General features: G+C 52.6%; 11 protein-coding genes. 1 reads left to right on the top strand and 10 read right to left on the bottom strand.

All coding sequences use genetic code 11. The features are described 5' to 3' along the window. Nucleotides 1-28: 28 nt before the first annotated feature. From lpxK to JFY74_09140, 8 genes are all read right to left on the bottom strand, one after another. Entirely contained in the window at nucleotides 29-1,030 is a 1,002-nt protein-coding gene (gene lpxK / locus JFY74_09175; GenBank protein ID QQG30166.1) for a tetraacyldisaccharide 4'-kinase, read from the bottom strand. Further along, nucleotides 1,027-2,775, bottom strand: a complete 1,749-nt coding sequence (msbA, locus tag JFY74_09170; GenBank protein QQG30502.1) for a lipid A ABC transporter ATP-binding protein/permease MsbA — start codon at nucleotides 2,773-2,775, stop codon at nucleotides 1,027-1,029. Before msbA ends, lpxK begins: the two co-directional genes overlap by 4 nt. A gap of 37 nt (nucleotides 2,776-2,812) precedes the next feature. Next, a complete protein-coding gene (locus tag JFY74_09165; protein ID QQG30501.1) occupies nucleotides 2,813-5,086 on the bottom strand; it encodes a ComEC family protein in 2,274 nt (757 codons plus the stop codon). A gap of 324 nt (nucleotides 5,087-5,410) precedes the next feature. Beyond that, on the bottom strand, nucleotides 5,411-5,728 hold the full coding sequence (locus JFY74_09160; protein ID QQG30165.1) for a DUF496 family protein: 318 nt from the start codon (nucleotides 5,726-5,728) through the stop codon (nucleotides 5,411-5,413). 257 nt (nucleotides 5,729-5,985) lie between these two features. Further along, complete coding sequence (locus JFY74_09155; GenBank protein QQG30164.1) at nucleotides 5,986-6,744, bottom strand: ABC transporter ATP-binding protein; 759 nt, start codon at nucleotides 6,742-6,744, stop codon at nucleotides 5,986-5,988. Further along, complete coding sequence (locus JFY74_09150; GenBank protein ID QQG30163.1) at nucleotides 6,741-7,748, bottom strand: iron chelate uptake ABC transporter family permease subunit; 1,008 nt, start codon at nucleotides 7,746-7,748, stop codon at nucleotides 6,741-6,743. Before JFY74_09150 ends, JFY74_09155 begins: the two co-directional genes overlap by 4 nt. Beyond that, on the bottom strand, nucleotides 7,735-8,697 hold the full coding sequence (locus JFY74_09145; protein ID QQG30162.1) for an ABC transporter permease: 963 nt from the start codon (nucleotides 8,695-8,697) through the stop codon (nucleotides 7,735-7,737). The genes JFY74_09150 and JFY74_09145 overlap by 14 nt, the downstream gene beginning before the upstream one ends. 22 nt (nucleotides 8,698-8,719) lie before the next feature. Then, the gene (locus JFY74_09140; GenBank protein QQG30161.1) at nucleotides 8,720-9,685 is read right to left on the bottom strand and encodes a siderophore ABC transporter substrate-binding protein; all 966 of its coding nucleotides are present in this window, start codon (nucleotides 9,683-9,685) and stop codon (nucleotides 8,720-8,722) included. A gap of 282 nt (nucleotides 9,686-9,967) precedes the next feature. Here JFY74_09140 and sbcB point away from each other — a divergent pair, with 282 nt between their 5' ends. Continuing rightward, on the top strand, nucleotides 9,968-11,395 hold the full coding sequence (sbcB, locus tag JFY74_09135; GenBank protein ID QQG30160.1) for an exodeoxyribonuclease I: 1,428 nt from the start codon (nucleotides 9,968-9,970) through the stop codon (nucleotides 11,393-11,395). Nucleotides 11,396-11,456: 61 nt separating this feature from the next. On the opposite strand, the gene JFY74_09130 is transcribed toward sbcB, so the two are convergent. After that, a complete protein-coding gene (locus JFY74_09130; GenBank protein QQG30159.1) occupies nucleotides 11,457-12,827 on the bottom strand; it encodes an APC family permease in 1,371 nt (456 codons plus the stop codon). Next, nucleotides 12,817-13,038 (bottom strand): hypothetical protein, encoded by a 222-nt coding sequence (locus tag JFY74_09125; protein ID QQG30158.1) that lies wholly within the window; start codon nucleotides 13,036-13,038, stop codon nucleotides 12,817-12,819. The genes JFY74_09130 and JFY74_09125 overlap by 11 nt, the downstream gene beginning before the upstream one ends. Nucleotides 13,039-13,212: the final 174 nt, after the last annotated feature.

The raw sequence follows: 13,212 nt of genomic DNA, 5'->3' as shown, positions 1-13,212 counted from the left end.
ATATCTGAAACCGTGGTAACAGACTAATTTATGTTCTGCTACCCGCATTCCGATTAAGTACATTTTCCAGTTTGTCGAGCAATTGCGTGCCGTAGGGCTCAGCTAACACGGCATCGACAGGCAGATACCACCAGTTATCCTGAGCAAACGCCTTACATTTTACGGCATCTTTTTCCGTCATCAGCAGTGGCTGCGTCGCATCCTGAGTCAGCGAGTCGAGCTGTTCTGGCTGGTACGATTGATGGTCAGCAAAGGCGACTTCACGTGCAATACGAACACCAGCATCACGCAGCGTAGCAAAAAAACGCGGAGGATGTCCGATGCCCGCCATCGCAACGACATCATGCAACTGGCTCAGCGGTCGCGATTCACCGGAAAGCAAGTTAACCGCCATACCCGCCGTTAATGTCATGCCTATCTCGTTTGCTCGCGGCGTACCGCCGTTAACAATGACCGCATCCACCGACGCCAGACGGCTTTCTCTTTCCCGCATTGGGCCAGCAGGCAGCCACCATCCGTTGCCAAAACGCCGCATCCCGTCAATCACAACCAGCTCGATATCTCTTTCCAACGCATAGTGCTGTAATCCATCGTCAGTGATCACCACATCTAGCGTGTGCTGTGCCAATAACGCACTCACGGCATCCCGCCGACGGGGAGCAACCGCAACGGGCGCACCGGTACGCTGGAAAATCAGCACTGGCTCATCGCCTGCCTGCGCCGTCGTCACCGACTCATCCAGCATCAGCGGATAACGTTCAGCTTTCCCACCGTAACCACGTGACACCACACCGACACGATAGCCTCTGCGTTGCAACTGTTCGACGAGCCAAATGACTACCGGTGTTTTCCCATTGCCGCCTGCCGTCAGATTCCCCACGACCACAACGGGAACGGGAGATCGCCAGCTTTTCCGCCACCCTAGTCGATAGCTCTGGCGGATTAGAAACGTGATGAGTCCGTATAGCCACGAAAGCGGCAGCAGCAGCCAATAGAGCCGTGACTGCCTAGACCAGATACGTTCAATCATTCGCCAAACTGCATTCTATGCAACTGAGCATAGGCACCGTTTGCCGCCAGTAACGCAGCATGGTTACCACGCTCAATGATTCTGCCGTCTTCAACAACCAGAATCTCATCTGCTTTTTCAATCGTGGAAAGGCGGTGTGCAATTACCAGCGCGGTACGATCTTTTTGCAACTCGTCTAATGCAGCCTGAATCGCACGTTCAGATTCCGTGTCCAGCGCCGACGTAGCCTCATCCAAGATCAGTATCGGGCTATCACGCAGCAGAGCACGGGCAATCGCGATACGCTGCCGCTGTCCACCGGAAAGCATCACACCATTTTCACCAATAATCGTATCCAAACCGTGTTCCATCTTATTGATGAAATCCATCGCATACGCCATTTTCGCCGCACGCTCAATTTCCTCACGGCTATAGTGCTCATTGCGGGCATAGGCGATGTTGTTCGCTACCGTATCGTTGAACAAATGTACGTTTTGAGAAACCAGCGCGACCTGATTACGTAAGGAAGGCAGGCGATACTCGCGTAAATCATGGCCATCAAGCAGAATCTCTCCTGATTGAATATCGTAAAAACGGGTGATTAAACTGGCAATGGTCGATTTACCCGAACCAGAGCGGCCAACCAACGCCACCGTTTTACCCACGGGAATATGCAGATTGATATTCTTCAGCGCCAGATTTTCTCTTCCCGGATAGGCGAAATTCACCTGACAGAATTCGAGTTCACCTTTTGCGCGCTCGATCTCAAGCTTGCCCGTATCACGTTCCTGTTCCATGTCCAGAATCGCAAACAGCGTCTGGCACGCAGCCATACCACGCTGGAACTGCGCGTTAACGTTGGTCAGTGATTTTAACGGACGCATCAGGGCGATCATGGAAGAGAACACCACTGTGATCGTCCCCGCAGTTAGCGTTTCCATCACGCTGGGGAAACTGGCAGCATACAGCACAAACGCCAACGCCAGCGAAGCAATCAGCTGGATGATAGGATCGGAAATCGACGAAGCGGACACCATTTTCATGCCCTGCTGACGCATCCGGTTGCTAACCTGATCAAAACGCTTGGTTTCCACTTCCTGACCGCCAAACATCAGTACTTCTTTGTGGCCTTTAAGCATTTGCTCTGTGCTGGTGGTGACATGCCCCATAGTATCCTGCATGTTTTTACTGATATTGCGGAATCGCTTGGACACCATGCGCATTGCAATTGAGACGATCGGTGCAATCACAATCAGGATGATGGAAAGCTGCCAGCTGTAGTAGAACATCAGAATGAACAGGCCGATAATCGATGCCCCTTCTCTGACAACCGTAATCAACGCACCGGATGACGAAGCCGCAACCTGCTCCGAATCATAGGTGATGCGAGAAAGCAGCGTGCCAGTTGACTGCTGATCGAAGAACGACACCGGCATCCCCATGATATGGGAGAACAAGCGGCGACGCATATTCATCACCACTTTTCCTGAAACCCATGAAACACAGTAGCTGGACACGAAACCGGATAACCCTCTGACAAGCATCAGCCCAATGACAGCCAAAGGCATCCAAACCAATACGGAACGTTCCGCTTTGCCGAATCCTTCATCGAGCAAGGGTTTAAGCAGAGAGAGCATTAATGTATCGCCAGCTGCGTTTATGATGAGTGCAATTGCAGCAACAGTAAGCCCTGCTTTAAAAGGAGAGATCATCGGCCATAGGCGGCGAAAGGTCTGCCAGGTGGAGAGATCTTTATCATTCAGCATGTAGTGAACCTGAATCGGGAAGAAATAGCCGACCATTTTACTCATTATACCGCGCTACGCCAAACCACTGATGATACCAACGAGGCGATATGTGATCCCTAAACCGCAGAACATGCCATGAATCGCCGAAAAAACGAACACTTAGCTGACCAAATGATGCGGTATCCAGCCACGTGTATCCATATTGCCGATATCGTTCAACAATCTTTACTGAAGGCAACCGCCACGGGTTATAGCGTGCCGCAGAAGCCATAACAAACTCGGCATTTACCGCACGAATAAAGGGAGGCGATGATGATGTCTTGCTGCCATGGTGAGGGATTTGTAACAAATTCGCATGCAGCGCATTACGCTCTAACTTAATCAACGCCTTTTCCGCCTCCGACGCCAGATCGCCCGTCAGTAAGATACGGTGTTTTCCATCATCAACGCGGATAACGCAGGAGTCGTTGTTTTCCGCTCGTTCGACAAGCGCTAACGGCCATAGTACGGTAAACGTGAGCCCCTGCCAGCGCCAACGCTCGCCACGTTGGCAAGGACGATGATTCATAGGCCTGATTGCACTATATACCGTTGCTTCAGGATAGGCTGCCTGTAGCGTCTCTAGCCCCCCGATATGGTCCATATGGCTGTGGCTCAGGATAATGTTTTCCACATCGACTCCCCGCCATCGTAGGTAAGGTAGAATTTCCCGCTTCGCCATATCTCCGCCCTCCCAACGATTTCCCGTATCGTACAATACCGCCTTCCCATGCCGTTCGATCACGATGGCAAGGCCGTGACCGACATCCAGCATGTCCACTCGCCATTCCGGTTCATCACTCTTTGTGCGGAAAACCAATAAAACCAGAATCAGAGCACCGACACTCGCAGGATGGATGCGCCACCAGCTAAAGCGCCATATCACAACCGCGCCCCAGCCCGCGACGCTTCCTAGCAGCAGCGATGCATCAAGATACACCCACCCCGTTTGTAGATACGTCAGCGGGGCGAATACCACGCGCAACGAAATATCCGCCAGCCACCAGAGCATTTCACTCAGCGGCGCAAATGCCATCGTGCTCAATGCCAGCAAAATGAGCGGAGTGGTAACGAAGGACACCAAAGGCACAGCCCAAAGGTTCGCGGGCAGGGAAGTGATACTGAAACCGTGGAAAATATGAAGTTGCAAGGGCATCAATAGCAGCGTGACTCCCGTTTGCAGGTGGATCCAACGCAGCCAGAACCACCGTCGCCGGGTCTGTAGCCGATGAGGAAGTGGTGCCCACTGAAACCAGAAAATCAGCGACGCAACGGCAAGGCAAGATAGCCAAAAACTGTCTGACAATACGCTCAATGGATCGCTAACCAGAATCAGCGCGACACACCATAGCCAAACCTGCCAAGCGGAACAGTTGGCGCTCCACACTTTCAGGCAAACCCATACGCTAAGCGCCAACGCCGAACGCACCGCAGGAGGGTTACCCCCTGCCAGCCAGACATATCCCCAGGCAGCCACGGCGCTCATCAGCAAGGGAAAACGATAGCCAACCCACGACACGGGAAAGCCATATTGTAACCCCCGCGCCATCCCCCAGCCAACCAGCCCCGCAAGTACGATATGGAGACCCGAGATCGCCATCAGGTGCATTGTTCCGGTATTCTGAAGTAGGGTCTTGAGTTCCAGGCTAACCGTTTTCATCTCGCCAAACGTCAACGCCAGTAAAATAGAACGCCACGGTAATCCCTGCACCTGCTGTTCCGCCTGTGCGATCGTGCGCTGGCGGAAATCACATCGGCTATCAACCACCTTTGCCGCCAGCACACGACCCGATAGCGGTTGCCGTTTGGCTATCGCCCAGCGTTGGCTATCGAAACCGCCTTCATTTAATCGACTGTGAATAGGTCGTAAACTGGCAGTGATTGCCCAACGTTGACCACCACACCAGTTTTCCATAGCCGGTGATAAGGTCAGTTGGGCATATAATGGTGGGAAGATTCTGTGCTGATTTATCTCTTCCAGCCGCACCGTGATCCAATCATCATCATGCTCATTGAACCGTATGCTGCTTATGGTCACGACAGCGTTAACCTGCCCCTGCGTAACGCGCTCAATTTGTAGCAGTAAGGTTTGAGCATTCAACGACGCCCAGCAAAAACTCACCGCAGCAAGAGCGACAAACCGAATCCCTGCGTGACGATATCCCATTAGCAGCGCACAAGCAGACAGACCCGTTCCCCACCATAGCAACGTTTGCGCAGGGATCTGCGGTAAAAAAAGCAGCGGCAAGATGCCAAGCACGCTCGCCCAAGCCAGACTATTTACCGACATCATCCATTACCATGACACAACTGCCCTCTTTCCCTGTGGTTCGCACAGAAATATTGCAGTACCTCAAACGCATGTGACAGAAAGAAAAATGCAGGTGGGAAAGCGTCTCGCAAAGAAGCGGCTACATTGCAAAAAATAGCATCTGGAATACGAGCTGGATGCCAATTATTGGGCATTCGATACGGTTACTGGCGACCAAGCTATAACAGCCGAGGCATTAGCAAGCACACGTTTAAGCAGAAAGAGGAAGGATTACTGATGCAGAAACTAAACGAAAAAAGATCGCCGAAGCGATCCTTTTTACACTAAAAACTGTGCGTTAGGTTACTTAACTTCGCCCATCGCTTTCAGCTTTTTAGACAGCTCACGGCGTTCTTTCGATAGATCGGCGTTTTTGATGATGTAGTCATCAACGCGGTCTTCATAATCACCGCGCATGTTAGCGATGATATTTTGCACGTCCTCAATGGACATACCGGGTTTCAGATATTCGCTCAGGTTGTCCAGCAGCAGAACGCGCTTTTGGTTATCACGAATTTTCTTCTCGTTGTCGACGATTTCACGCTGAAGTTTGTTTTTACGACGAAACATGCGCACGAATTCCAGCACATCCTGGAAACACGGCTTAGTGTCCTTATCCATCTTTTACCCTTACCTTAAGTCATACATAAATTCTTTATGCATTCACCATACAGGTTATACCCAGCGTCTTTCAAGCAGTGCTTACGCCCTTTGCGCTAACACCTCGCTGAGCGGATAATCTGTCATCAAACCATACCCTAAATAATTCGAGTTGCATGCAGGCGGCGACCGCACGAGTCCCCAGGAGCTTACCCAAGTAAGTGACTGGGGTGAGCAAGGGAAGCCAACGTACATGCGGCTTGAAGTATGACGGGTATTCAGCGGTAATATACTGCGATACGCTGGTTATGAACCTGCTCAATGGCCACTTCCGTATCGAAAATATCTTCCAACACCTCGGATACCATAATGTCTTCCGGTTTTCCCGTGTAGATGATCTGCCCTTTGCGCATCGCAATAATGTAATCCGAATAGGCGGAAGCAAAGTTGATATCGTGGATAACCAGCACGATGGTTTTGCCTAGCTCGTCGGCCGCACGGCGAATCTGCTTCATCATCGCTACGGCGTGCTTCATATCCAGATTATTCAGCGGTTCATCCAGCAGCACGTATTCCGTGTCCTGACACAGCACCATCGCAACATAGGCACGCTGCCGCTGGCCGCCGGAAAGCTCATCTAAAAAGCGATCTTTCAATTCGGTCAGATTGAGGAACGCCAGCGCGGCGCTGATACGTTCACGATCGTCAGCATTCAGCCGCCCTTTGGTATAAGGATAGCGACCAAACCCTACTAGCTCCGCTACCGTTAAGCGGCTGGTAAACTGATTTTCCTGACGCAGCACGGACAAACACGTCGCCAGTTTATCGCTTGGCGTGGTCATCACGTCCATGCCGTTGACTTTTACCTGTCCGCGATCCGCGTCCAGCAGGCGACTGATGATGGACAACAATGTCGACTTCCCTGCACCATTCGGGCCGATAATCGACGTGACGCCACCGCGAGGCACCGTCGCCGTGACATTATTCAATACCGTCACGTTATTATACGTTTTAGTTACATTGCCGATCTCAATCACACGGAAACCTTTTTCAGTAGCAACACAATAAACAACGATCCACCCACAAATTCGATCACGACCGACAGCGCCCCAGACATATTCAGCAGATGCTCAAGCACCAACTGTCCGCCAACCAGTGAAATCACGCCCAGCAGGAAAGCCGCGGGCAGCAACAGGCGATGCTGGCTGGAACCAATCACTAAATAGGCAAGGTTTGCGATCATAAAACCTAAGAAGGTAAGCGGGCCGACCAGCGCCGTTGAAATGGCCACCAGCACGGAAACCAGCAGCAGAATGATCGTGACGCTGCGCTTGTAGTCGATACCTAGGTTAATCGCGTTATTACGTCCCAGCGCCAGCACATCAAACCGAAAGCGCATGCGCCAGATCACCACCGCGACCACCAGCGTAATGCCAACCGACAGCGCCACCAGTTCAGGCACGGTACGGGTGAAGGTGGCAAACATCCGCCCTTGTAGAATGGCGAACTCACCTGGCGTCAGCAGACGCTGCATTAAGCCCGCCATGCTGCGAAACAGCGTGCCGCAGATAATCCCGACCAGTAAAACCAGATGTAGGTTATTGCGGCTGCCGGTGAACAGCCAGCGGTACAGCAGCGCGGAGAAGAGGATGAGCAGCAGCGTCTCAAGAACGAATTTGCCTTCAACGCCCAGACCCGGAATACCGCTAATGCCGAAAACAAACACCAGCGAGGTCTGAATCAGGATAAACAGGGCTTCAAACCCCATAATCGATGGCGTCAGCACCCGGTTATTCGTCACCGTTTGGAACAGTACCGTCGACGCGCTGGCGGCAAATGCCACCAACAGCATCGTCGTCAGCATCAGCCCGCGGTGCGTTAAAATGTAGCGCAGGTTGCTGCCTAGGTTGATGGTCATAAACAGCACGATCACCACGACAGCCGCGCCAGCCAGCCACATCAACCGCTGCGTCGGCGATAACCCCGCACGTTTTTCGCTGACGGTTCCGGTCAGCACCGTATTACGTTCATTGACTGACATGGCGTTTCTGGCTTAGCAATAAGAGAAGGAAAACGGCAGCGCCAATGACGCCAAGAATCACGCTTACTGGAATCTCGAAAGGATAGCGAATCACGCGGCTGATAATGTCGCAGCACAGCACCAGACCGCCGCCAAGCAGGCACACCCACGGGATCGTTTTGCGCACATTGTCGCCCATCATCATGCTGATCAAGTTCGGCACGATCAGTCCGATAAACGGCAGGCTGCCAACAACCACGACTACTACACCGCTGACGATGGCGATAATGCTCAGCCCCATCATCATCACCTGCCGATAGTTGAGGCCGACATTGACGGAAAATTCACGCCCCATGCCTGCGACCGTGAAGCGGTCAGCAATCCAGCAGGCCACCAGCGTTAACGCACCAACCAGCCAGAGCAGCTCGTAACGCCCTTGCAAGACACCGGAGAAATCACCAGATTCCCAACTGCCGAGCGCCTGTAGCAGATCAAAATACATCGCGCCAAACGTGGTGATTGAACTGATAACCGCACCCAGCATAATGCCGACCAGCGGCACCACCAGTGCGGATTTCAGCACAATTCGCTGTAGCAGCATCATGAACAGGAAGGTACCCGCTAAAGCGAACAGGCTCGCCACCACCATTTTGGTGAAAATCGTCGCGCCGGGCACGGCGATCATCACCACCAGCAAACCTAAGCTAGCCGACTGTGTGGTCCCCGCCAGAGACGGTTCGACAAAACGGTTTTGCGTCAGCAACTGCATGATGAGACCCGCCACACTCATGGCGCTGCCTGCCAGCAGCAAAGCTAGCGTGCGGGGAACACGGCTGATAAAGAAAATATCGCGCATTTCCGGGTCGTTCCAGACGGCCTGCATATTCAGTTGCCCTGCCCCAACAAACAGGCTGACAACGATCATACAGGCCAGAAACGCAAGACCCAGCGAATAGTAAAAAGACTTCATTGATTCTGCCGTAACCCTGCCGTTATTGCTTATCTAACGCGTCGCTGACGGTAGTCACGAGGTTTTTATAGCTTTGCAGCCCCCCAGCGATATACAGCGATGCAGAATCCAGATAGATCACGCGATTGTTTTTCCAGGCGTTAGTTTTGTGAATCAGCGGGTTATCCAGCACCTGCTGGGCCGATTCCCCGCCCGGGCGACCAATCGCGCTGTCACGATCGAGGATGAACAGCCATTCTGGGTTCACGCTCAGTAAAAATTCTGAGGTCACCACGTTGCCATGACGCCCGGATTCAGGGAATTCGGTCGCTGGTTTGAAGCCCAGCTCATCAAACACGAAGCCAAAGCGCGACTTAGGACCGTAGGCCGACATCTTGCCGCCGCTAATCATCAGAACCAGCGCATTGCCCGCGTTTTCTGTTTTGGCACGCGTTTGGGCGATCTGCTGCTTGAAATCATCAATCTGTTTTTTCGCTTCATCTTCTTTGCCAAAGATGGAGCCCAGTTGCTCGATGCGCTGGATAAAGCTCGTCATAAACTGGTGCTCATCCACATCCATCGAGATCGTCGGTGCAATACCGCTCAGCTTGTCGTAAGCGTCGCGCGTACGTCCACCGGCAATAATCAGATCGGGTTTAGCGCTGCTGAGCGCTTCATAGGCAGGTTCAAACAGCGTCCCGGCGTTCAGGTAAGTATCGCTGTTATATTTTGATAAAAACGCAGGCAGCGGCGTGCTGCTTTTCGGTACACCGGCAATCCCGTCGACCTTCAGCGCATCCAGCGTATCCAATGAGGCAGGATCAAACACAATCACTTTCTTCGGCGGCTGTGGAACCTGAGTGGTGCCCTGCGCATGCTCAATGCTGACCGTGTGGCTTCCTTCTGAAGACGATGCCTGCTGATCGCAGCCGGCCAGAACAAACATAGATGCCAATAACGTCGCCTTCACTGCAAACGTTGCATTCAATCGCACCGCATTTAACCGCATAAGTGTGTTCTCCATTTCGCTGTTTGTCGCCGAATGCTACCCCGCAGCGGACGCTACGCGGCAATAAAGAATTTAATTATCATTCGCATTAAAACGAAAATTGTAACCGAATGGACACAGTCATGCCTAGCGATTATGTCTACCCTCCTATTGATGTAAGTCAGGGAAGTGATGCAAATCAGGAAAGCGCCACAGAAAAGTCGATTCAATGGTATCCTTGCCGTTTTCCAGATTGTTTTGCCTGATTTCAGGCTTAGCGCGCACACGTAGCTAACTGCATATATGGCCGAGAAAACACAACCCACTTTTTTCATTCATGACTACGAGACGTTCGGTAAGCATCCGGCGCGCGATCGCCCCGCGCAGTTTGCGGGTGTCCGTACCGATATGGATTTCAATATTATCGGCGAGCCGCTAGTCATTTATTGCCGTCCGTCGGATGATTACCTGCCGGAACCAGAAGCGGTGATGATCACCGGAATTACGCCGCAGGCCGCGCTGGCAAAAGGCGTCAATGAAGCGGAGTTCGCCCGTCAGATCCACGAGGCATTCAGCGTGCCCGGCACCTGCATCATGGGCTACAACAACATTCGCTTTGATGATGAAGTCAGCCGTAATATTTTCTATCGTAACTTCTACGATCCTTATGCCTACAGCTGGCAAAACGGGAATTCCCGTTGGGATTTGCTGGATGCGTTACGCGCCTGCTATGCCCTGCGGCCGGAAGGTATCGTCTGGCCGGAAAATGATGACGGCCTGCCCAGTTTTCGCCTTGAACATCTGACAAAAGCCAACGGCATCGCGCACGAGCAAGCGCACGATGCAATGTCAGACGTTTATGCCACCATCGCTATGGCGAAACTGTTTAAGCAAGCTCAGCCCAAGCTGTTTGACTATCTGTTCCCGTTGCGTAACAAAAACAAAATTTCCGCGCTGATTGATATCCCGCAAATGAAGCCGCTCGTTCACGTGTCTGGCATGTTTGGCGCGGCAAGGAGCAACACCAGTTGGGTTGTGCCGCTCGCCTGGCACCCGGACAACCGTAATGCGGTCATCATGTGCGATTTGGCTGGCGATATGACGCCGCTGCTGGAGCTGGACAGCGAAGCATTGCGTGAGCGGTTATACACCCGCCGGGATGCACTGGAAGCCAATCAGAGCGCGGTTCCACTTAAGCTAGTGCACATCAACAAATGTCCGGTCTTAGCGCCGGCCAATACCTTACGGCCAGAAGACGCAGAAAGATTAGGCATCGATCGTCAACGCTGTTTAGACAATCTGGCCGTGCTGCGTAACAACGCGAGCGTCAGAGAAAAAGTGGTGGAACTGTTTGCCGATGCCCCTGCTTTCGCCGCTTCTGATGATGTCGATCTGCGGCTTTATGATGGCTTCTTTGGCGATGCCGACCGCATGGCGATGAAGATTATTCAGGAGACCGCCCCGCAGAACCTTCCCGCGCTGGATCTCACATTTGCCGATAATCGTCTGGAACCGCTGTTCTTCCGCTACCGTGCCCGCAATTTCCCCGGCACACTGGACGACCGGGAACAGCAGCGTTGGTTGCAACATCGGCGTGCGGTATTTACGCCGGAGCGCTTGCAGTCCTATCTGTCGGAACTCAGCAACCTGTATCAGTTGCATGAAGACGATAAAGAGAAGATGGCACAGCTAAAAGCGCTGTACGCCTATGCGCAGGAACTAGTGGGCTAAAGCATAAAAAAGCGGAGCGCACTGGCTCCGCTTTTCTCTTTTATGTAAGCCGTCAGTTTATTTAAACCGGCTCTTCACTACATTGTGGTACTGGCTGACGGAAGCTGCGCGTCACGAATGCCAGATAGAGCAATCCAATCGTCGCCCACACCAGACCCAACGTCATCGAACTGGCTTCCAGATTCACCCACAGCGCCCCCACCGTCAACGCACCCAGCACAGGCATCACGAGGAAGTTAATGGTGTCTTTCACTGTGCGATTACGGCGTTCACGAATATAGAACTGTGAAATGACCGACAGGTTCACGAACGTAAACGCCACCAGCGCACCGAAGTTGATCAGCGCGGTTGCCGTCACCAGATCGAACGACACCGCAGACAGTGCAATGACGCCAACCAGCAAGACGTTCAAAGACGGCGTACGCCATTTCGGGTGGATGTAACCGAAGAAGCGCTCTGGGAATACACCATCACGACCCATGACATACATCAGACGAGACACACCTGCATGTGCGGCCATACCCGATGCCAGCACTGTAACGCAGGAGAACACCAGAATCACGGACTGGAAGAATTTACCCGCGACATACAGCATGATTTCCGGTTGAGACGCATCCGGCTCTTTAAAGCGCGAAATATCCGGGAAATACAGTTGCAGGAAGTACGCCACGGCAACAAAGATCACGCCGCCAATCAGCGCCGTCAGGAAGATGGCTTTTGGAATCACTCGGCCTGCATCCTGCGTTTCTTCCGACAGAGAACTGATGCCGTCAAAACCCAGGAATGAGAAGCAGAGAATAGTCGCCCCGGTAATCATCGGCACGACGTGAGCATTCTCAGACCAGAACGGACGCGTGCTGGTCAATGTTCCGGCACCTTCGCCCAGATAAACACCGTGAATCACCAGCCCCAGGAACACCGCCATGATAGCAACCTGCACCACCACGATAATGGAGTTCAGGTTAGCAACCAGACTGATGCCACGCAGGTTAAACAGCGTCATCAAACCGACCAGCGCCGCCACAAAAATCCATGACGGTACGCCGGGGAAGATCGCTTCCAGATAGATTTTCGCCAGCAGGATGTTGATCATCGGCATGAACAGATAGTCCAGCAGCGACGACCAACCGACCATGAATCCGACGTGCGGGCTAATCGCTTTTTGCGCGTAGGTATACGCAGAACCCGCAGATGGGAAACGTTTTACCAATTTGCCATAGCTCAGCGCCGTGAACAGAATGGCGATCAGCGCAAACGCATAAGCAGTCGCCACATGACCGTCGGTCAGGCCAGACACGATACCGAAGGTATCAAAAATGGTCATCGGCTGCATGTACGCCAGCCCCATCATAACGACAGGCCACAGCGTGAGCGTTCTTTTTAACTGAGCACGTTTTGCGCCAGTATTAGGCAGTTGAGAATCAAGCGACATGGCGCACACCTCCGTCAGTCACAGCAAAGGCAGCACTGTTGTCGGCGAACGCACTAAAAATAAGGGAGTGGATACAGGATTCGCCTGAATCACGATGAGAAGAGGTGGCTGTAACAGCACCAGAGATAACTTGCGACTGCGTCGCGCCATAACCAATACCTTTGCAGCACAAACCGGCGGGCACCGGTGCGAAACGTGTTAATTGCCCCATCTTTCCTTTCCTCACTGTGCTCACAGGCACACACAAAATTATCTATCCGGATCGTTGTCCGGCCTCTTTGGTTGAAGACCCTATACCCAGCAAACCTGAGTCACAGAGAAAGGTAAGAAACCACACCAATACCCCTGTAACCAGAAGGTTGACGAGCATAAATGTAAAAAAATA

This window comes from Pectobacterium carotovorum, assembly GCA_016415585.1.
In the GTDB taxonomy this organism is placed as follows: Bacteria; Pseudomonadota; Gammaproteobacteria; order Enterobacterales; family Enterobacteriaceae; genus Pectobacterium; species Pectobacterium carotovorum_K.
This window is presented reverse-complemented; position numbering and strand designations above follow the sequence as displayed.

Bases quoted from the DNA above. Each gene is read 5' to 3' on its own strand.
- sbcB (QQG30160.1), top strand. From the start codon at position 9,968: ATGGCCGAGAAAACACAACCCACTTTTTTCATTCATGACTACGAGACG.
- JFY74_09160 (QQG30165.1), bottom strand. From the start codon at position 5,728: ATGGATAAGGACACTAAGCCGTGTTTCCAGGATGTGCTGGAATTCGTG.
- JFY74_09145 (QQG30162.1), bottom strand. From the start codon at position 8,697: ATGAAGTCTTTTTACTATTCGCTGGGTCTTGCGTTTCTGGCCTGTATG.
- msbA (QQG30502.1), bottom strand. From the start codon at position 2,775: ATGCTGAATGATAAAGATCTCTCCACCTGGCAGACCTTTCGCCGCCTA.
- JFY74_09140 (QQG30161.1), bottom strand. From the start codon at position 9,685: ATGCGGTTAAATGCGGTGCGATTGAATGCAACGTTTGCAGTGAAGGCG.
- JFY74_09165 (QQG30501.1), bottom strand. From the start codon at position 5,086: ATGTCGGTAAATAGTCTGGCTTGGGCGAGCGTGCTTGGCATCTTGCCG.
- lpxK (QQG30166.1), bottom strand. From the start codon at position 1,030: ATGATTGAACGTATCTGGTCTAGGCAGTCACGGCTCTATTGGCTGCTG.
- JFY74_09150 (QQG30163.1), bottom strand. From the start codon at position 7,748: ATGTCAGTCAATGAACGTAATACGGTGCTGACCGGAACCGTCAGCGAA.
- JFY74_09125 (QQG30158.1), bottom strand. From the start codon at position 13,038: ATGGGGCAATTAACACGTTTCGCACCGGTGCCCGCCGGTTTGTGCTGC.
- JFY74_09130 (QQG30159.1), bottom strand. From the start codon at position 12,827: ATGTCGCTTGATTCTCAACTGCCTAATACTGGCGCAAAACGTGCTCAG.